The sequence below is a fragment of the Bacillus sp. BB51/4 genome, from assembly GCF_008368845.1.
GTDB classification, from domain to species: Bacteria; Bacillota; Bacilli; order Bacillales; family Bacillaceae_G; genus Bacillus_A; species Bacillus_A wiedmannii.
The window spans coordinates 213,496-233,281 of the sequence record NZ_QOSC01000012.1 but is presented as its reverse complement, the minus strand read 5'-3'; the positions used below and the strand labels follow the sequence as shown (position 1 = coordinate 233,281).

General features: G+C 32.4%; 18 protein-coding genes and 3 pseudogenes. 6 read left to right on the top strand and 15 right to left on the bottom strand.

Features of this window, described 5'->3' with window-relative positions:
* Positions 1 to 39: 39 nt before the first annotated feature.
* Positions 40 to 1,470: a PQQ-dependent sugar dehydrogenase gene (locus DN392_RS15925; RefSeq protein WP_000169985.1), complete on the bottom strand. Its 1,431-nt coding sequence runs from the start codon at positions 1,468 to 1,470 to the stop codon at positions 40 to 42.
* A gap of 177 nt (positions 1,471 to 1,647) precedes the next feature.
* Between DN392_RS15925 and DN392_RS15920 the strand changes: the two genes are divergently transcribed.
* Positions 1,648 to 1,905 carry a hypothetical protein gene (locus DN392_RS15920; RefSeq protein ID WP_000996284.1) on the top strand — a complete coding sequence of 86 codons (258 nt, stop codon included), beginning with the start codon at positions 1,648 to 1,650 and terminating at the stop codon, positions 1,903 to 1,905.
* 207 nt (positions 1,906 to 2,112) lie between these two features.
* On the opposite strand, the gene DN392_RS15915 is transcribed toward DN392_RS15920, so the two are convergent.
* The 7 genes from DN392_RS15915 to DN392_RS15880 form a co-directional block, all read right to left on the bottom strand.
* The gene (locus DN392_RS15915; protein ID WP_088321641.1) at positions 2,113 to 2,550 is read right to left on the bottom strand and encodes an NUDIX hydrolase; all 438 of its coding nucleotides are present in this window, start codon (positions 2,548 to 2,550) and stop codon (positions 2,113 to 2,115) included.
* 217 nt (positions 2,551 to 2,767) lie between these two features.
* Positions 2,768 to 3,883 carry an NAD(P)/FAD-dependent oxidoreductase gene (locus tag DN392_RS15910; RefSeq protein WP_088321640.1) on the bottom strand — a complete coding sequence of 372 codons (1,116 nt, stop codon included), beginning with the start codon at positions 3,881 to 3,883 and terminating at the stop codon, positions 2,768 to 2,770.
* Positions 3,884 to 4,008: 125 nt separating this feature from the next.
* Positions 4,009 to 4,662, bottom strand: coding sequence for a YdeI/OmpD-associated family protein (locus tag DN392_RS15905; protein ID WP_064472966.1), 654 nt, complete (start codon positions 4,660 to 4,662; stop codon positions 4,009 to 4,011).
* Positions 4,663 to 4,815: 153 nt separating this feature from the next.
* Positions 4,816 to 5,583, bottom strand: a complete 768-nt coding sequence (locus DN392_RS15900; RefSeq protein WP_088321639.1) for an arylamine N-acetyltransferase family protein — start codon at positions 5,581 to 5,583, stop codon at positions 4,816 to 4,818.
* Between the two features lie 138 nt (positions 5,584 to 5,721).
* The gene (locus DN392_RS15895) at positions 5,722 to 6,225 is read right to left on the bottom strand and encodes a MepB family protein (protein WP_001058781.1); all 504 of its coding nucleotides are present in this window, start codon (positions 6,223 to 6,225) and stop codon (positions 5,722 to 5,724) included.
* A gap of 93 nt (positions 6,226 to 6,318) precedes the next feature.
* On the bottom strand, positions 6,319 to 6,687 hold the full coding sequence (locus tag DN392_RS15890; RefSeq protein WP_000403455.1) for a DUF4180 domain-containing protein: 369 nt from the start codon (positions 6,685 to 6,687) through the stop codon (positions 6,319 to 6,321).
* Positions 6,688 to 6,888: 201 nt separating this feature from the next.
* Complete coding sequence (locus tag DN392_RS15880) at positions 6,889 to 7,566, bottom strand: HAD family hydrolase (RefSeq protein WP_000895700.1); 678 nt, start codon at positions 7,564 to 7,566, stop codon at positions 6,889 to 6,891.
* Between the two features lie 461 nt (positions 7,567 to 8,027).
* Between DN392_RS15880 and DN392_RS15875 the strand changes: the two genes are divergently transcribed.
* From DN392_RS15875 to DN392_RS15855, 5 genes are all read left to right on the top strand, one after another.
* Positions 8,028 to 8,693, top strand: a complete 666-nt coding sequence (locus DN392_RS15875; protein WP_088321638.1) for a response regulator transcription factor — start codon at positions 8,028 to 8,030, stop codon at positions 8,691 to 8,693.
* The gene (locus DN392_RS15870; RefSeq protein ID WP_001033672.1) at positions 8,686 to 10,158 is read left to right on the top strand and encodes a sensor histidine kinase; all 1,473 of its coding nucleotides are present in this window, start codon (positions 8,686 to 8,688) and stop codon (positions 10,156 to 10,158) included. Before DN392_RS15875 ends, DN392_RS15870 begins: the two co-directional genes overlap by 8 nt.
* A gap of 543 nt (positions 10,159 to 10,701) precedes the next feature.
* On the top strand, positions 10,702 to 11,730 hold the full coding sequence (locus tag DN392_RS15865; protein WP_088321637.1) for a hypothetical protein: 1,029 nt from the start codon (positions 10,702 to 10,704) through the stop codon (positions 11,728 to 11,730).
* 297 nt (positions 11,731 to 12,027) lie between these two features.
* On the top strand, positions 12,028 to 12,564 hold the full coding sequence (locus tag DN392_RS15860) for a DinB family protein (protein ID WP_001167123.1): 537 nt from the start codon (positions 12,028 to 12,030) through the stop codon (positions 12,562 to 12,564).
* 202 nt (positions 12,565 to 12,766) lie between these two features.
* A complete protein-coding gene (locus DN392_RS15855) occupies positions 12,767 to 12,949 on the top strand; it encodes a hypothetical protein (RefSeq protein ID WP_000273231.1) in 183 nt (60 codons plus the stop codon).
* A 295-nt stretch (positions 12,950 to 13,244) separates the two neighbouring features.
* Here DN392_RS15855 and DN392_RS15850 read toward each other — a convergent pair whose 3' ends face one another.
* The 7 genes and pseudogenes from DN392_RS15850 to DN392_RS15820 form a co-directional block, all read right to left on the bottom strand.
* Positions 13,245 to 13,922: an ABC transporter ATP-binding protein gene (locus tag DN392_RS15850; protein WP_000447848.1), complete on the bottom strand. Its 678-nt coding sequence runs from the start codon at positions 13,920 to 13,922 to the stop codon at positions 13,245 to 13,247.
* A gap of 11 nt (positions 13,923 to 13,933) precedes the next feature.
* A complete protein-coding gene (locus DN392_RS15845) occupies positions 13,934 to 15,364 on the bottom strand; it encodes an ABC transporter permease (RefSeq protein ID WP_001010209.1) in 1,431 nt (476 codons plus the stop codon).
* Positions 15,365 to 15,722: 358 nt separating this feature from the next.
* A pseudogene (locus DN392_RS15840) lies at positions 15,723 to 16,043 on the bottom strand (IS4 family transposase); the annotation flags it as partial.
* 121 nt (positions 16,044 to 16,164) lie between these two features.
* Positions 16,165 to 16,283, bottom strand: a pseudogene (locus DN392_RS15835) (IS6 family transposase); the annotation flags it as partial.
* 123 nt (positions 16,284 to 16,406) lie between these two features.
* Complete coding sequence (locus DN392_RS15830) at positions 16,407 to 17,351, bottom strand: acetyl-CoA carboxylase carboxyltransferase subunit alpha (protein WP_000050729.1); 945 nt, start codon at positions 17,349 to 17,351, stop codon at positions 16,407 to 16,409.
* 32 nt (positions 17,352 to 17,383) lie between these two features.
* Positions 17,384 to 17,830 carry a MarR family winged helix-turn-helix transcriptional regulator gene (locus DN392_RS15825; RefSeq protein WP_000817665.1) on the bottom strand — a complete coding sequence of 149 codons (447 nt, stop codon included), beginning with the start codon at positions 17,828 to 17,830 and terminating at the stop codon, positions 17,384 to 17,386.
* Positions 17,831 to 18,156: 326 nt separating this feature from the next.
* A pseudogene (locus DN392_RS15820) lies at positions 18,157 to 19,587 on the bottom strand (IS4 family transposase).
* Positions 19,588 to 19,786: the final 199 nt, after the last annotated feature.

The following is a 19,786-nucleotide window of genomic DNA, read 5'->3' as shown; positions in this document are numbered from 1 at the left end:
ACAATTGTAAAAAGAATGAATCAGAGAATTTATATCATATTAAGGAACAATTTCAAAAATAGTACCTTTGTTAAAGTCAGTTACTTTCATAGAACCATAAACTCCTAAATATAACCTGGTTTGATCCGAATTTGTTCCTAAACTCATATAATAAGCTGCTTGCGTACCGAAATCATAATTGGTTTCAATAACATGAAAGTCAGTATGTTTACCGTCTGTACCTGCCCTAACATATGCTAAAACACCTTTAACTGGCGGCCGTGAATCTTCTTTCTTAGCAAGGTCGGTAAACACAACGCTACCATTTAAATTTGGGATTGCAGTTCCCATATATGGCTGAACTCCTGTTACTGAAGTTCCTCCAAACTTATCTGGTCTGGGGTCTTTATGAAAATAACTAATTAGTGGCTGAATTCGCTTCACTGATGTTTCTATTGTTTCATTATAATAAGCCATTGTTCTCTTATCCAAATTAGGATTCTCAGAACAGTGCCTTATAAAAGAAGTAGGTAATTCTCCTTCCCATCCTCTCCAACCAAAATTAATAAATCCATCTTGATTGGGAGTTAATCTCATTACATGCATTTGAACAAGTTCAGTAACCGGTATCGGTTTATATTGGACAAATGAAAAAATAGACTCTACAATATCTTGCCCGACATTACCGGCGTATTTGATATATTGATTATAAAATCTTTGGAATGAAATGCCGGTTATATTACGAACACCTTTCACAATTACTGTAAGTGTTTCTTGTATAGATAGAGGAAGTTCATTAAAGCGCGTAACTACTGGAGGATTATTTATAAATATATTTTTGCTTACATCGATTTCAATGATTTTACCTGCTATTTCTAAATCATCTTGGCTTAAATTAAATGGATCATAACCCGAGCCACCATCACCATTTGTAAAAACAAGTTTCCCCGTCTCTGGAGAAAAGTTTAATGTATTTACTCCATTATGATTAAAAAATGGGCGTTTTATATGAAGTAATGTTCTCCGTTTTTGAGGTTGAGCGTTTGATTGTAAAATCCATTCTTCAATTGTATCAATATGATCATATTGAGTATCTCTATTTAGCCACTTTAAGTTTAAAGTTTTCGGGTCACAAGGATTCGGTTTAAATTGTTCAGAAAGCGCACCTGGACCTTGGGTTCCAGCTACTGAATAATGAAGATAAAATAAACCGTTTTGATAAAATTGTGGATGAAACGCAAGTCCTAGCAATCCCCGCTCATCATAGCCACTACTAGAAACACCTTCTTCAGATGTGCCTAATGTAATTATCAGATGACGAATATTTAAAAATGTTTTTATGACGCCGTCTCCTATGTAGAAAATCTCCCCTAATTGGGTTGCGATAAATAGCCTTTCAGTCGATTCGCCTGGAAGAATAACTGTTTTTATTACAGTGGGTAAATTTATGTTATGAACAATGGGTCGTAAACTAACCTTAACTTTTGTCAATTAACTTTACACCCCTTTGTATTCTTTTTTATATAGAAGAATATGATTAGAGTAGTTCAATTAGTATCAAAACTATAGACAAGTCAGTTTTCTACTTAGCATCAATTAACTTATATCCCTTATTATTACATTTATAGTATAATAATAAGTATAAAACATAAATTAGGGGGACAATCTATGGCAATCTTACTACAAATCATCGTACCGCTTATATGTGCAATATACTTATTTACCCTCTATCGTAATACGAATATAGGAAAAGCTGCATTTCTTTTGGCAGTCATTATAGGAATTTTCGGTTTAGAGAATATTTTTCAATATGCTAGTTTAACAGATCATACTGTTTATCCATATTGGGGGAGTTTGAAGGCTGTTGTTATCGTTTTATCAGTCGTATTTCTATTTAAAACAGGTGGTTTAACAGGAAAATATTGATTTGTAATGCTGTATATATATTCTTGTTAAATTTCTTTTATTGTATAAAAGAAAAAATGTTTATGTGAAAACAAGAAGGGATGTGTTACATATGTCTATAAATATTGCTACGAAAAATAAAAGCCTTGCTACACTCCATATGTAGCAAGGCTTTTTTAAATTGTTTAATTCTTGTTCCACTAATATCGTTATTAGCTAACACTTTAATTATTTTAATAGTCTTTTGTTTAATTCCCATAATGCTGTTTTGTTGCTATCCCATTTCAAAAGCGTTACTGCTTCCTCAAAGCATAACCACTTATAATTGAAGTGTTCTTTAGATAATGAGATGTTTTTTGTAGGGACTTTAACTCCGAAAGAAAATTCTTTTATTACATAAATATCTTCTCCCCAAAGGAATCCTCCAACTACATCCTCTACTGGTAGTGAAGACACAGAATCTAATTTTATATATGGGCATTCTCTTGTAATACCAGCTTCTTCAAACGCTTCCCGTTTTGCTGATTCAATAGGAATCTCACCGTCTTCTCCACCACCAGCTATTCCTTGCCAATAACCATAATCACTTCGGTTGAAAATGGCATATTGAATAGAATCGTCAGTTTTTATATAAGGGAATATTAATACTTGATATGGTGCTCTCATTGCTTAACCTCCTCTCAAAAATAAGCTTTAAATAAATATAAATAAAGAGCAAACATCACAATTCTACATTAATAATGCAGGTTTATGGTGTCAGCCCTCTATTTTTAAAGAATTTTATTTTTCATATACAGACTTACTCTTAACGGAGGGAAAAACCGCTTATTTCCTGTCGAATTCGCTTAGCGTGTTTTTTTCTAAATGTTAGCAGTACCCCATATTATTCAATTGCGCCAGCAACATCATAATCATTTAAATCTAATTCAATTGATTGTCCCAGCGCTAATTTAGCAAGTTCTGACCCTAAATATGGACCTGCAGTTAAACCTGAAGCACCTAATCCGTTCGCAACGAGAATGCCTTCAAAGTTAGGAAGCGGGCCAATAACAGGTAAGAATCCTGGCGTAAATGGTCTGAATCCAACTCTCGTTTCAAGCATGGTAGTATTTTCTAATCCAGGTGCAACTGTTAATGCTTTTTGGAAAACTTCATTTAAACCACCAGCCGTTACACGGTGATCAAAACCAGTATCATTCTCATGTGTTGCACCAATTACGACATGGCCATTGTCAAACGTTAAAATGTATTGATCATTTGGCGGCATAACAACTGGCATATTTTCTGTTGCTGTATTTTCCATTTGCAGATGAACAATTTGTCCTTTTTGGAACGTAACTAAGAAATTAATTCCTAATGGGTTCAAGATTTCGTTCGCCCATGCACCTGCAGTTACAATAACCTTTTCTGCTAAAATTGTTTCATCGTTTACTTTAACTCCATTAATATGATTACCTTCACAGACTAATACTGCATCGCCTTTTATAAAAGTTGCACCATGTTTTTTCGCAGCGCTTATTAATGCGTTGCGTAATAATCTTCCGTTTACTCGTGCAGCACCACTAATATGAACAGAACTATATTCTTCTGATAATGCCGGGAATAATTTTTTCGTTTCTTCAGCTGATAAACGCGTAATTTCACCAATCTCTGGTGCATCTTCACGGCGTTTATAAGCTCGCTCTTCCATTTGATCTAGTTTTTTCTCATCAGTATGTAAACTAATTGCACCTACACGGTTGTAACCTGTATCCGTTTCACCGTCTTCTTCTAATTGCTGAATTAACGAAGAATAGTAACGTGCACCGCCTTTAACAATTTTATACCATGCTTTATTACGACGTTGCGAAAGCCATGGACAGACAATACCTGCTGCTGCATCCGTTGCTTGACCTACTTGTTGACGATCCACGATAGTAACGTTCGCGCCAGCCTTAGCAAGATGATAGGCAGTAGACGCTCCTAAAATGCCAGCTCCAACTACAATATACGATTTCATTTCAAACACCTTTTTTCTTTTGCTAATTATTTAAATATAAGAACATACTTTAGTATACTGAAAGGAATCCTTTTTTCAATATGCCAAACGCAATTAATTGTTGCATCATTGTGAATTGCCTAGTCTTACTTTTTCTTTTTACGAAATAATTCAATTGTTTTATAGCCTTGTGAAAGAATTTCAATCATTTTTTCAAGACGTTTTTCACGTGTTTTTTCTTGTTTTACAGAAAACAGATTACGTGCCCAATCTTTTTGGTATCCAGGTGTTAAACTTTGATAAAACTTAAGTTCATTTGGATGATTAGCTAATAAAACTTCAACATCTTGAATTCGATCTGCATAATCAGCTACACATTGGCTCATTGCAGGCGTTTTCGTAGCTTTTTTCTTCTCACGCTTTAAACCTACAACAGTAAAAACATCATCCATACTTACCATTCGCGCAAATTTAATATCGCTTTTTCCCACATATCCATCTTCTCCAACGTTTAATGCTGGAAACATCTCATCACGGTGAATAAACGTACTGTAGCGAGAATTGCCTTTTTTCGGATATGCGAAGAATATATAACCTTTTTCAATTAGTAACTCTTCATTACTAATAATATAATTCGTTTGTTTCACCATTTCATCAAGTGTTTCTACAAAAATAAAAATGGCATCGTGTTCTTTTGAAAATACAGTTTCTTTCCCTGTAAAAACTTCGTAATCACTTGGTTCATTAATAACAACCATATTCGTATACTTGTTAAGCTTCAATTTATCGATAACTGACATAAAAATCTTCCTTTACATTCAAAATTCATTGTACATACTTTTTCATACCGTTCTAGTGTATTATATCTATTAAGAAAATTAAACTTTAATAGTTATTTTAAATCACAATTAATATAATAGCCGGTTCTGAATAAGAACCGGCTAGTTGTTTTATCATAACTTAATTGCAAATAAAGTATATAAAAGCTCTCTATATTGATCTTCTGTAATTTCACGTTTCGTTTTTTCCCCATGAATCATTTCAGTTAAACTTGTATTCGTTAAAGAGACATGGCCAGAGTCTGTTAATTTGACCGCAATGGGTCCTTTATTGAAAATAGATTTCTCATCTTCTATTACTCTTTTTTGAACATCATTCACTACTGCCTCATCAATGATACGATTATAAAAAGCATGGCAAACTTTCCACTCACAGTTAATATCTTTTCTTTCTAGAACGTAATTCCCTTTACTCGTATCTTTTCGTCTCACTCGATACGTACCATTTTTAGAAGAAACAGACTTGCCAGTAAAAGGTACAGGGACTAGAGGTACTAATGAAGCAATACCTACATCAATTAAGTATCGTTCGTTAGCATAATTTAAAATAATCGTTATATGTCCATCCTCAAGTGCCCATGCGTTTATATCATTTTTATATACGGTACCTAATGCGAGTTGTATATCATAACCACAATCTTTTAAAAAGTAGTAAAAAAGAGTATTTAATTCATAACAAAGTCCGCCGCGGGATCTAGTTGAAATTTTATCCTGTAAATTTTCCATAGTAATTGCATTCGTATTACGTGCTATAACATCCAAATTCTCAAATGGTATAGTGTGTGCAAATGCAAAGAGAATTGTATTTAATTCTTCAAACTTCACTTCAGTACGCTTTGCAAGATTCAATCTTGTAAAAAGCTTATGTTGTAGACTTGTCATAGTCAGCACCCCTTAAAATGTATAAGTTAAAATAGTATATGCTGATTGTAAATTTGATGGGGTACGGAAACAATGTACATTTCGTTTAACTGTACCGGTACAAAAAGTCTAACTCACAAGATTACTTAAGATAAGAAGTTACGAATACAAATGTAATAGTTTGTCTATAGGTAAATTATTATGATCGCTTAAATCAACAAAATATTGAAGTTGCCACATTTGGCTCTTTTTAGCTTGATTGCTAACAGGGTTATCCCATATAGGATAAATCCTCATAGCCATCTTGCCTTTTTGATTTTGTGTTCTCAAGATTTTTTCCTTAAGAAGAATCTCTTTAGGGAAAATAAATTGTCCTAGTTTATTATCATCTATACAAGTGATAACTAATAAGTCAGGAGCAGCGTCATAAGAAAACGCTTGATTTTGCATATTGTCATCTTTCTCCCAAAAAGAAACAAATTGACCAATTTTATTAGGAGTAATTTTTGATTTTCTAAAACGAATGCTTTTGTTATTTAAGTGAAATAAACATCCTGCATATTCTGCGTTTTGCTTTTCTTCTTTTAAATTCGTAATTATTAAATTGTTAGGTTTGTAAACTATATTGTTTAAATTTCGGATCGTATCATTAAAATTGTTCAAGAGAACTCCCCCTTTATTCATTTCTTAGTTTACCACAAACGTCAGTTCTTATATGTTGTAAATAATAAACGACATGAAAAAGAGGTATTGTTATTATTCTAATGTACTTAGTTTTTCAATTGCTTGTTGTTCAGTTGCTAAGTAAAAAATGTCTTTTCCTTTATTACATTCATAAATAAAATCCTTTAAGCTTTTACTCGTATACATAGAGAAATCTCCAATGATAGCAATCTTTACTCTGTAATTTATAAACTTTTGAAGGATATCACCAGCAAGGCGTGTTTTTAGATCAAAGAAATCTTCACTTATTAAAGATTTATGGATAATAATATGTTTCGCATCTACCTCATATTGAACTGTTGCTATAGTATCTAATGCAGACTGAACATCCGATATTAATACCTTATCGTTTCTAATGACCGCAATATTGATTCCATCGATTACTACTTTCTTTATTTCCATAGTCCCACCCCTTTATAATTTACACAGTATGAGTAAAATTATTTTAAAAAACTTCGTATTAACCATAGATTAAATTAGCCGCAACTATTAAAATCGCCACTATTTTTTATTGTAAATATCTATTTTTTATTACTAATACGGTCAATGAAATTAATGATAGTTTCTCTTTTTATATTTTTGAATATATATATGAAATTGCTTTTACTTGTTATAAAAATATTGTGGATTAACATAACTTAACAAACTATCCAAAGTGTTAATCTCGGCATATGGTTGTATTTGGGTAGTATTCTTGATTTTCTGAGGGTTAAACCACACACCATTTATATTTGCATTTTGAGGACCAGCAATATCCTTTTCTAAGTCATCTCCAATAAATAATACATCTTCTGGTTGCACATTAAGCTTATTTAATGCTAGTTCGAATATACGTTTATCAGGTTTACTCAATCCTACTTCTTCAGAAATAATAATCGTATCAAAGTAATTGTTTAAATTCGTGTTAATTATTTTAGCTTTTTGTCTATGCGTTGAGCCGTTTGTTATAATTCCAATTTTAAAGTGACTCTTTATATGATTTAAGAAATGAATAGTATTTTGGTCTATTGAAAAACATGTAGGGAAATTTTCATTCCAAAAATCTTGGATATAATTGTGTGGTAATCTATATATTGGCGCGAATTCATCAAATAATGATTCTAAAACTATCGTTTTATTACTAATGCCGTATTCCCTTTTATCGTATTCTTTGAATTTCTGTAACATATTGTTTTTGACTGTATCACTAACATCCTCATAACACTTTTCTAAAACTAATAAAAACAAGTTATCTACTGCCTTATCCCTATCAAGTAACGTATCATCTAAATCAAACAGCATAGCTTTATAACTCCTCAAATAATTTCACAACCTTTCTCACATGATTTAAATAATCCCTTGTTCGCACCTTAGGCCTTTACTAAATTAGCAAAAAAACTACAAAGTTTGTGGCGTACGCTCTAGAATTTCGCTGGCTTCTTTTATATTTAAATTCATCTCCCTTTCCCCTTCTAGTAAAGTATCAAAAGTATATTTTCAAACAGTTAAAAAACTACATACAATTTACATTATTATACATTAGTTTTTTGTAAATATTAATCGTTCAGCTTTTTATATGATAAGTTTTTTCAAGCACACAAATATTTCTCCATAAAAAAGGAATATGGGTAATAATACTTTTTTATGGAGAATACAGGATCTTGAAAATGGAGTTAATACGTTAAACGTCCTATGAAGTTTCCTACTGTATCTCCACATAAACTACAGATAGTACGGCTATAATGACTACCAGAGGTGATATTATGAAAAACTATCATATCCTCGTGGTTGAGGACGATCAAGAAATTCAGGAATTAATTAAACAATTTTTAATGACACAACAGTATACAGTGGTAGTTGCTTCAGATGGACTAGAGGGTATGACACAATTTAATAAGCAACCCTTTGATTTACTTCTTCTAGATGTAATGATGCCCAATCTTAATGGATTTGAAGTTGCTAAAATGATTCGAAGTCAGTCAAACATACCAATTATTATGCTAACTGCGTTAGAAGAAGAGGAAGATCAAATGAAAGGGTTCGATCTTGGGATTGATGATTATATAACAAAACCCTTTTCGTTTCATGTTTTAATTAGACGAGTCGAAGCTGTACTTAGAAGAAGTTATGATAAAAATGTAAATAATCATTTGGTATTTAAAGAAGTGCGCATTGATGTTGATGCATATCGAGTATATGTAGATGATGTTGAAATTTTGTTAACGACCAAAGAGTTCGAAATTCTACAACTACTATTTCAAAATGAGAGAAAAGTACTTACAAGAGAAAATATCGTAGAAAAAGTTTGGGGATACGATTATTTTGGAGAAACACGAATAATTGATACACATATTAAAAACCTACGTAAAAAACTAGCTATTCCCTACATTAAAACAATAAAGGGTATTGGTTATAAAGTGGATGAATAAAATTTTAAAAATCATGAAGATGAAGCAAATTACTTATAAACTCTTTATGACTACATCTCTCATCTTGTTATCCTTTGCAGTATTGATTTATTTAACTTTATATTTCTTTCTCCCTACGTTTTATGAGCAATACAAAACAGATCAACTTCAAACAGGGATAAAAGAAATAATTGATAAGTCAAAAGATCTTACGTTTCAAGATGCGATACCACTTTTTGATGAATACGCAAAAAAAAATAACGCGATGCTTTCGCTTCAAAATAAAGAAGGAATAATTATTTACTCGCCTTCATTTTCTTTTATTCAACGTGGTACACAAACAACAGTAGTTACTAAAGCAGCACGATTTGAGAATGCAGGTACCATTAGCAATTCATATAATGTTACGGAACCAATTCAATTCCAAGATGGTAGTTTAACGCTTGTAGTGTTCGCAACATTTCAACCGATTGATGAAGCTTCGCAAGTATTAGTGCGCTTTCTCCCCTATATTAGTATCATTGTGATCGTAATTGGTATAGGGAGTGCTTATTTCTATTCCAGGTTTATTACAAAGCCACTTATTTATATTAATGAGGGTGCACAAAAGATGGCAAATTTAGATTTCTCCGAAAAAATTGAGGTTCGTTCTACAGATGAGTTAGGAGAATTATCTAATAGTTTGAATGACATGTCTATTAACTTACAACAAGCTATGTTTGATTTAAAAAAAGCAAATGAACAATTAAAAAATGATATTGAAAAAGAAAGAGAAATAGAAACAAAACGCAGAGAGTTTTTTGCGATTGTAGCACATGAATTAAAGTCCCCTCTTACTGTAATGAAAGGATACTTAGAAGGGATGATATACAATATTGGCCCTTATCAAAATCGTGATCAATATTTAAAGAAAAATCATCAAATTATTGAAAGTATGGAACAACTAGTTCGTGAAATTTTAAGTATGTCAAAGTTAGAACAACACACTTTTAAACTAAAAATAGAAGAAGTTAATCTTTCAAAGTTAATTGGTACAATCACAAAAGATCTTGAATTTTTCGCTTCTCAAAAAAGCATCCAAATAATAAAAGAAATTGACTCTGACCTTTCTGTTTATACAGATCGTGTTCTTTTTGAAAAAGCATGTAAAAATATTATCCATAATGCAGTTATGTATTCACCACATAATGAAAAAGTCTATATAAAGTTAAGTAAGGATTCTAAACAAGGTCAAATTAAAATGCAAATTATAAATACAGGTATCAATATTAAAGATGAAGATATACAACAAATTTTCAAACCATTTTATCGAATTGAAAAATCTAGGAATCGAAATACCGGAGGAAGTGGTTTAGGTCTATATATTGTTAAACAAATTCTTGAAACACTAGATATAAAGTATTCTATACAAAATAGGGAACATAGTGTGCAATTTTGCATGAACATTCCTTTATCTGAACAAAAAACAAACAAACTCCCCTTTTAGTAGGACGAGTTTGTTTGTTTGTTTTTGTAGTAAGTATAAACTTATTAGGGTTCAATTGTCCCAAGGGTTAGTGTGTACCTATCTCCCCACGATTCTTGTAGTAGTTCAATCACTCTCGCGTGGGTAAGAATGCCTAAAAACCTTTCATCTTCCCCTACAATCGCAATATCAAGCATTTAATCGTAAAGAAAATTTGGTAGAACGAAGCATTTTCTTTGATAAATTCCGCCGTATCGATTTAAAGGAAGGGATATTTTATTAATACAATCAATTTTTATTGTACAATTGTTCTTACGATATGAAAATACAGTGTAAAGATGAACCTGATAAATCATATACTTGTAGAATTTAAAAAGAGATTAAAACAAATCAATTTTCTGTATTTCAAAACAGTAATGTTCGGGCTGATATGGGCGAAAAACATCAAGGCTCTAATCATTTAAAGTTTAAACTGTATAAAAGTTAGCGTAAATGACGAAGGAAAAGAGAGCTTTGCATTGTGCTGCACATTCAAGAATTAATTCTTACGTAGGGAGTGCTTATATGAAAAGCATAAAAAATGTAATATTACTAGTAGTATATTTCATATTTTTAAGTGGTTGTAATCAAGAAAATGAATCTGAGGTACAAGAATATATAAAAGAAAAACACGGTATCGATATTGTGGTAACAGATTGGAGCTCGATAAATGAAAATAATGGTGGTAATACCTACCATACTGTGCAAGAAAAAAACAACAAAAATTTCAAATTTCGAGTAAAGGTACAAGGCCTCCTCTATTCATATATAGTAGGTGATGAATACAAATATGGAAAAAAAACATATGAGGCATATCAGAAATTCCAACCAACTCTAGAAGAAATGAAAAAGTTAGGGTACGTGGAAAATGAAAATGAAAATGAAAATGAAAATGTTCTGCAATATATGTTGGATAATCAAAATCCAGAAGAAGGAAGCCCAACAGATGAGTTGCTATTAACTTTGCAAATGAGTAACGAGATTGACTTTAGCCAATTGGATTCCGTAGAATTAGATCGTTTATATGCCCTATTTCAACTGATTCAGAAGAATAATAAAAAGATAACAGAACTAGAAATTAAAGATCATACTGGTAAATCTTTAGGTGGACCTTTTAAAAATGTACAAAGAGTAACAACAAAAGAAGAACTGTTACAAACAATGAAATCCACAATGAAAGACCCAATAAACGAATACTGGAAAAATTGGATTAGAACGCAGACCAAAGTAGAAGAAAAATTACATGAAATGCAAAACGATCGATTTTCAATTGAAGGTATTACGTATTCAAGTTCGGATGATGAAAAATATCGAAAATATATAGTGACTTTAGTTATTAATACGACCAATACTATATTTGAAAATACTCCCCCTTTAATTGAGGATTTAATCAAAGTAACCACAATCCTTAAAGAAGAACTAAATACGAAAAACTTTGACATCAATTTAAAAAATAAGTCTGGAACAAGAAATACAAATTGGTTATCATCAAAAGAAATTAAAGAAGCAAATAACATTGAAGATCTTGTAAGTGAGAAGTACCCTGCGAATTAAATGTAAATTCCTATTCATGTTTGTTATTTAATGTGAAATCAAGCTCTTTCGATTTATTATGAAAACTTACAAAATACTTAAAAACCCCCAACAAATCTTTAGCTGTATAGAGAAAATGAGAAATAGGGTCCTATTCATATGGGGCTCTATTTGTATATCAAACTAATTTAGGTGTTTACACATACGCATTGCAAATTCATTGTTGTTTCTATTTAATGTGAAATCAAACTTTCAGATTAATTTGGAACTCTTTTATGATAAGCTATATGTAAAAATTAAATATAAAGGATGATTCGTATGCAAATAAGACCAAAGATAAGTGAATATAACTCCTATTATGCAACGTATATTAACTTGGTATCAGACGGAAATATCATACATATTTTAGAACAACAAATGAAGAAAACGAATCTTTTATTAAAGGGAATTTCTGATAGTGAGGGACTTTTTCGGTATGGTCCTACTAAATGGAGTATAAAAGAAGTACTCGGTCATATAGCGGATACAGAACGAATTATGGCGTATCGATTGCTATCTATTGCTCGAGGCGAGACAGCAGAACTTCCAGGCTATAACGATGATATGTATGTTCTTAGAGCTGCTTTTGATAAGCAATCTATGCAAGTTCTTCTTGAGAATTTAATAGTTGTTCGCCAATCTACCCTGTATTTACTTAGAATCTTAGATAAAGAAGCTTGGTTACAAAGAGGAAATGCGAACAATTCTGAAGTTACAGTACGTGCATTAGCATACATCATTGCTGGCCATGAGCTTCATCATGTTCAAATTCTAAAAGAACGTTATCTTGGTTCTGATGCACATCCAGCAAGTTAATACTTGAAGAAAAAGAGTCCTATTTAAGTAGGGCTCTTTTTCAGTATTTATAAAGGAGTAGTGCTTAGAGCCATGACTAATTAAACGTCTTTATTTATAAAATTCACCACATAAGATGTAAGCTATCCCCTTCTATTCTGTGCATAATTTTCTTCAGGCTCGTATACTATAAACACTATAGTTCAGGAAAGGTGATGACGCTATGTATGAACAACAAAATAATAGGGATAGAGATCAAAAAATGATGTTTTCTATGCAAGGAGTTCCCTCAAATAAAGTTAACATGAATCAATTACCTAAATGGATTAGAATTTTCGGCTATTGTGCGTTTGGTTGGATGATAGTATGTAGTTTATTTATGATAGTAGGTTTAATTCTTCAATAACTATGTAGATAAATAATTAAACGGGATAGTATTTAGATCATATATCTAGGTAATGTCCCGTTTTTTATGTGTAATTACCCCATGATATAAGTAACCAATTATAATAAAAAGAACCTGTAGAATATCCTACAAGTTCTTTTTCAAATATTGTTACAACGGGAACAACAAACTATCTTAACATTCAATACAGGGAGACCATTTTGTTTATGGCTTGGTTTTATTATAAATCAAATATAAGCTTTTGAAAGTGATGAATTTCGAAAATTATGTGAATTGAAAAACTACGATGTTTATATTAGATTTCGTTTACGACCAACTTCTTATTACTTAAATACACTGCACGATCTGATTTTCTAGCAACTTCCTGTGAATGCGTCACAACAATAATACATTTATTTTCTTTATGTGCAAGTTCTTGAAACAGTTCTATTATATCCATGGCCGTTTCTTCGTCGAGGTTTCCTGTTGGCTCATCCGCAATAAGTAAATCAACATTACAAGATAACGCTCGAGCAATTGCTACACGTTGTTGTTGCCCACCACTTAGTTGCAAGACGTTTCGTTTCGCTTCTATTTCTGTGAGTCCCACTTTCTCTAATAATTCTAATGCCCTTACCGTCTTATTTTTCACTTTGACACCTGTAATTTCCATTGCTGTTAGGACATTTTGAAGAGCAGTCATATAGGTAATCAAATTATAAGATTGGAAAATTACAGATACATTTTGATTACGGTATCGATCCAAACCAATTTTTCGAATATCTTTCCCATTATACAGTACATAACCATTTTTGGGGACATCCAGTCCACAACCTAAGCTTAGAGTTGTAGTTTTTCCAGATCCGGATGGTCCTAAAATTGTATAAAAATGACCTTTTTGAAAAGAAAAGTTGACATTATCTAGTATCGCTACATTTTTCCCATTACTTTCATAATAATAATCCAAGTTTTTAAATTGTAAAATCGTTTCCATATTAAGCCTCCTTATTCATCTTTTAAAAGAATTTGTTTTGGATTTAAACGTAGAATAGATAATGCCGGAAGAAGCGTTGCTATTATAGCAATAGCTAGTCCAATCCCCCCCATTTTTCCTACATCTTCTCCTGTTACACTTACATCAATTTTATCAATTGGATCTTCTTTTTGGTTTTGTAAAGTACCACCAGGTCCAGACATCATTACAGTACCATTTCGCGTAGTGTCTGTTTCTTCGCTCGCTGAAGCAATTTCACTCGAAAGTAAATGATCCCCGATATATTGAGAAACTTTAGCTCCAGTTGTTACGGATAATCCAAATGCTAAAATAGCGACACATACTACTTCTATTACGAACTGCGCCATCAGTTTCCACTTTTTCTCTCCAATAGATAACAGAATCCCCATTTCCTTACGACGTCCTTTAATTGATAGCATAATGATTAATCCTAAAATAATCGCACCAGCAATCGATACAATATAAATAATCATTTGAGAAGTCGAAGAGATATTCTCGATAGGACCAATCATTTGTTTGTACAATGAATCATGTGCATCTAATTTATAATAATTAAAATCAATATTAGATTTTTTTGCTTCTTTTTTAAATGCATCAATGTATTGTGGATCATTCAAGAAATACACGACTTGAACACTACTTATACCTTGATCTACTTCTAATTTTTTCATAGTTGAATGCGGCATATATAGTTTATTAGCTGGATCCATTATAGGAGGAGCCTGTTGCCCCATTGCTTGCTCATTCGTTTCGTAAATACCGATAATTTCAACCTCAAGGGTTTCCTTTTTATCCCCTGATTGCACTGTAACTTTGTCTCCTACTTTCAAATTGTTTAATTCCGCTAATCGTTTTTCCATTAAAGCTACATTCTGATCTTTCATCTGTTCTGTAATTGGTTTTCCATCAATGATTTTACTTTTTCCGTTTTTAAAGCTTTCTTGTAAAGCTGTCTTGCGGACTCCCTCAATCATAAAAGAAGCATTCATATCTATTTCTGTACCAGAGCCTGAGCCGCCTCGTACAGCCGCCATTCCCACTTTACCTTTTCCTTCATCTTCTCCTTCTGAAGCTCCTACTAGTTTAAGCCCATCAGAAATTCCGAAAGTATTGCCTATGTAATTATAGTCTTTTACATATTTTGACTTCGCTAATTGATATGCTTCTTTTGTGTTAAGCTTCGGTGGATTAGGCATCTCTCCAGTTTCACGAGCTTGTTGACCTAATTTATCGAAATCAAGACCTAAAGTAACATCTGCACCTAGTTTTTTTCTTGCAGCATCCGCTGCTTTTTTTGATGCATTTTGGATTGTGAACCCTGAAAGAACCAAATTTGTAACAATCAGAAAAACTGCTATCAAAATTAATGATGTTCCTATCCTTTTTTTCATACTGAGAATTGCTCGTTTCATAAAATTCATTTTCTCTTACCTCCTTGATAACTTGTATTCTATATAGGTTATCTAGAGTCTATATGGAGCTAATCGGTAGTTTATCTAGAGATATAAGGAGTTTATGTGTAGTTATGTATTTATCTGTTGAAGAAAAACTAGAACACAAATTTAAAAACGTAAGCGTTTTTGAAGATTGGTAAGAAGTTAGTCCGTTTAAGGAGCTTATAAAAAAAGAGAAATTAAGCTTAAATTAATGTATGTAACATAAAAAATATATTTAATGTGTAATTTTTATACGTTAAATATAGAGAGCCTATTTAAATATCTATATGGGGATTGTTAATGATTCTCATAGAAATCACGTCATTTTCAAAGGTGTACCTCCACAAACTTTATTTTTTAATAATGTGGAGAAAATATGTTTCAAAAAGAACACTGCCTTTTTATTAAAGCGCTTATTTAGTCCTTCAGGACTCATAAGAGTTCCTGTTGATGCATGTAGCTGACTACACAATCGGACTAATGAATCACTCGCTACTCGTTGACTAATCCAGACACATATAGTAGCTAAATCATACCCTAAAAATTTACGTTTTCGTTTTACAAAACCTAGCTCTCTAGCGAGATTTTCCAAAAATGAAGGAGTAAGATGTTCATATAATTCTTCAGCGAATAATTATAATTCGTCAGAAATTGATAGATACATACAAAAACGCCATCCTTTCCTATGATTCTACAGAAAGAATAGCGTATTTTTTGGTTCTGGTGCACAGGTAGTGGAAAAGAAAATATAACATATATATTTCTAGCATAATGGTAGGATAATCCTGGTTCCTCATCATTTCTACTAAATCACGAAAAATTAAGTTGTACCGTACCAACGTACAGTTAACAAAATAATACCTTGCTGATAATGCTTCCATTTGAACAAATTTTCCGTTTCCATACCGATCACACATCTTTTGTAGAGTAATAGTATCAGCATATCCCAGTTTAAGAGGTTACTTACAAAATATTTAGAATTTTTTTGCGAGAATCCTCCGAAATGTAATACGGACTTTAAATACTTTCATTTATAATTCTCTATTTGTCTATACTTTTCATATCGCTGTTGTATAAGCTCTTCCGAGGATAATAGTATCAATTTTTTTAGAGATGATTCGATTACAGATTCAATCATTTTTGCCTGTGATTTTATATCATTTTGTGCTCCACCTTTAATTTCAGGAATGATTTCATCAATAATTCCTAAATGTTTTAAATCTTTTGCTGAAATTTTCATATGTTCAGCAGCTTCTGGAGCATACTTAGCGTCCTTCCATAGGATAGATGCTGCTCCTTCTGGCGAAATTACCGAGTACCATGAATACTCTAACATATGGATATGGTTACCGACACTAATGCCAAGAGCTCCACCACTTGATGCCTCTCCAATTACAATACAAACAATTGGCACTTTAAGTGTAGCCATTTCAAATAGATTTCGAGCTATCGCTTCAGAAATTCCACGTTCTTCAGACCCTTTCCCTGGATAGGCGCCTATTGTATCAATAAATGTAATAATAGGGCGATTAAATTTATCAGCTTGTTTCATAAGTCTTAGCGCTTTTCTATAACCTTCTGGATGTGCCATTCCAAAATTTCTTTCTATACTTTCCTTTGTATTTCTACCTCTTTGATGACCAATAACCGTAACGGGCATCCCTTTAAATTTTGCAATACCACCTATCATTGCTTTATCATCACCATATAATCGATCACCATGAAGTTCGAAAAAGTTTGTAAACAATAAAGGTATATAGTCCAATGTCGTGGGCCGGTTACGTAGCCTTGCAATTTGAACTCGTTGAAAAGATGTAATATTAGAATAAATTTTATCTTGCATTTGATTTAAACGTTTTTCTAATACATGAATTTCTGACGATAAATCTACATTATTTTCTTTCATAATTTTCTTTAATTCATCAAATTTCTCTTTTAATTCAATAATAGGACGTTCAAAATCCAAACTCATTTTATCCTCCAAATGTTATGATTTACCTCACTCTAATCAAAAGGCTTAGAAATAGAATCAATAAATAATTCAAAACCATCCACAACTATTTTTTGTTCTGATTCTGATAAATTATTGAGAATACTTTGATAAAATGTAATGGATTGCTCTCTTAAGCAATTAACAGTTATGTGACCATTTTCTGTGAGGTGCAGAAAAAGTTCTCTTCTATTTTTTTCATTTACTTCACGATAAATAAGCCCCTTTTTTACTAACTTATCTACCAATCTACTTACAGTTGAAGTCTCTAATCTAAGTTTATTGGATAGTTGCCAAACAGTTAATTTTTCCACCTCTAGTTCTTCTAACGCCATCATTTGAGAAGTTGGTAAAGGTTTTTCAAATGGTCCATTGGGCAAATTTTGAGATTCAAAAACCCCAGTTATTATAATCATTTTCTTAATATCTGTTCTTAGTTTTAAGGCATCTTCTCTTTTCAAAAAGGTCACCCTCCTACAACTATTGTATCATACATCAATTGTATTATACATGAATATGATTTTTTCACAAGCTTAACGTAAGCCAATATTACAACATGGACGAGATATTTCTTCTTGTTAAAATGGTATAAGTGGATTGTTTTCTACAAATGGCAGAACATCAATTATGTATCAGGGTCCTTTATGGGGTACCGCTCATCGAAATCAAGCTAAGCTTATGTAAAGTCAATTTCAAGCGAGATTGTTTCTTTTTTTCTAAAAGGCAAGTGTAGATGATTGAAAGATTTGCATACGAAATAAACCCTAACGGGTTTCACTTTTTTAAATTAAGCGGCTTGATTTTCAGACATTGTACAATTGTAAACGACACCTAATATATCAAAGACCGTTTTTTTCTCATATCGATGAGATTTCCGCCCGTTTTGCTGTAGGAGATTGAACAGGCGAAGTAACACCTTTGATAGCTCTTGGGTGTTTTTTTGTATAGTTTGGAATAAAAGAAGAAAATAGTCTTTAATCATATATATGGCTTTATACTCACTAAGCTCTCATTTTTTCTTCATGAGGAGCAATTGCCGCATTTGAAACATGATAGAGGAACAGAGTAGAATGGCAATCAATTGACCATATAAATGGCACTCTAATCGTTCTGGTTTTATCTTCTTACAATGATGAATTTGAAAGAATGACTTCCACGTTTTAAATAAAATTTCGATTTGCCAACGCAAAGAATACCAGTCATGTACCTGTCCCATCGGGACAATATCTGTAGGGGTGTTTGTCATATATACATTGATACCACTGAGTCGTTTACTACGAGGAGAATACTTCATTCCTTTCTTTTTTTCTCTTACAGCTTGATCTTGTAATCGTTTTTGTTGCTGTTGTTTTGTTAATCGATGAACAATTACACGAGCTGGCACTTTATCAATCATTCCTACATAAGCATCAGCTATTTCACATGTTTGTCCTGGTTGAAGGGAGTTCATTAACGTCTCCATATCTATCTGTATATACTCTGTACCTTTCTTAATTCTTCCATCTTGAAAATAATCAGGGCTAGGATTTTTTTGATACATACGTGTATTCGACTTGATACGAGAGATATAGTAGGCCTCTTTATCTTGTATATATTGAAGGTCTTTTAAATGAAAATAACCTAAATCTCGGATACATAAATCATTCGCTGTCACAGTTGGGGCACACAGAGAGCCGTAAGTGCGATCATGTTGTTTACCTGGACCTGTATGAATATGTAGGAACTGTCCACTTAACAAATCATACTCAAGTTGAATTTTTATCCCAGCTGTATGGCTGCATCCTCCTGCACCTGGATAAACCGATGAAAATACATCCGGGAGTTGAAATGCAGTTGAATCTAAAATACGAATACGCTTGAAAACAGAAGTGTATGGAGAAGAAATCGGCATAGATGCGGCCAATTTTTTGCTTAGTAGTTCGGCTAGTAGGTGTTGTAAAATTTGGACGGCCGCCTTATTAAACCGTTGATTCAGTCCCTCAGGACTGATGAGTACTTCTGTTGATGCTTCTAAACAGCTAGATAACTGAGTTAAAGAAGTCATAGCTATATTTTGGCTCAACCATACACATAAAGCGACTAAATCTTTTGCTTGGTACTTACTGGTTCGTTGTACAAAGCCAACATCTTTTGCAAGATCCCGTAAGGTATTTGGAGATAAAAAACTTTGAATCTCTTGAGCAAATAGTTGTAATTCGTCATACACAGAAACAGACATAAAAAACGCCATCCTTTCCTATGATTCTACAGAAAGAATAGCGTATTTTTTCTACTTAGGGCTATTAAAATCGCTTAATTTGATAGGCATGTTGTGAAATGCCCACAAGAACAGGCTTCATTAAAATTCTATATACCTCTTTCGAATGGGTGCACTCTTTGCGTCAGAACCAAATTTACTATTAATACACAAATACTAT

What these genes read in the sequence shown, in the direction of transcription:
- DN392_RS15855 (WP_000273231.1), top strand. Translation starts at nt 12,767, where the DNA reads ATGTATGAACAACAAAATAATAGGGATAGAGATCAAAAAATGATGTTT.
- DN392_RS15890 (WP_000403455.1), bottom strand. Translation starts at nt 6,687, where the DNA reads ATGGAAATAAAGAAAGTAGTAATCGATGGAATCAATATTGCGGTCATT.
- DN392_RS15850 (WP_000447848.1), bottom strand. Translation starts at nt 13,922, where the DNA reads ATGGAAACGATTTTACAATTTAAAAACTTGGATTATTATTATGAAAGT.
- DN392_RS15865 (WP_088321637.1), top strand. Translation starts at nt 10,702, where the DNA reads ATGAAAAGCATAAAAAATGTAATATTACTAGTAGTATATTTCATATTT.
- DN392_RS15880 (WP_000895700.1), bottom strand. Translation starts at nt 7,566, where the DNA reads ATGCTGTTTGATTTAGATGATACGTTACTTGATAGGGATAAGGCAGTA.
- DN392_RS15875 (WP_088321638.1), top strand. Translation starts at nt 8,028, where the DNA reads ATGAAAAACTATCATATCCTCGTGGTTGAGGACGATCAAGAAATTCAG.
- DN392_RS15920 (WP_000996284.1), top strand. Translation starts at nt 1,648, where the DNA reads ATGGCAATCTTACTACAAATCATCGTACCGCTTATATGTGCAATATAC.
- DN392_RS15870 (WP_001033672.1), top strand. Translation starts at nt 8,686, where the DNA reads ATGAATAAAATTTTAAAAATCATGAAGATGAAGCAAATTACTTATAAA.
- DN392_RS15860 (WP_001167123.1), top strand. Translation starts at nt 12,028, where the DNA reads ATGCAAATAAGACCAAAGATAAGTGAATATAACTCCTATTATGCAACG.
- DN392_RS15910 (WP_088321640.1), bottom strand. Translation starts at nt 3,883, where the DNA reads ATGAAATCGTATATTGTAGTTGGAGCTGGCATTTTAGGAGCGTCTACT.
- DN392_RS15905 (WP_064472966.1), bottom strand. Translation starts at nt 4,662, where the DNA reads ATGTCAGTTATCGATAAATTGAAGCTTAACAAGTATACGAATATGGTT.
- DN392_RS15845 (WP_001010209.1), bottom strand. Translation starts at nt 15,364, where the DNA reads ATGAATTTTATGAAACGAGCAATTCTCAGTATGAAAAAAAGGATAGGA.
- DN392_RS15900 (WP_088321639.1), bottom strand. Translation starts at nt 5,583, where the DNA reads ATGACAAGTCTACAACATAAGCTTTTTACAAGATTGAATCTTGCAAAG.
- DN392_RS15830 (WP_000050729.1), bottom strand. Translation starts at nt 17,351, where the DNA reads ATGAGTTTGGATTTTGAACGTCCTATTATTGAATTAAAAGAGAAATTT.
- DN392_RS15915 (WP_088321641.1), bottom strand. Translation starts at nt 2,550, where the DNA reads ATGAGAGCACCATATCAAGTATTAATATTCCCTTATATAAAAACTGAC.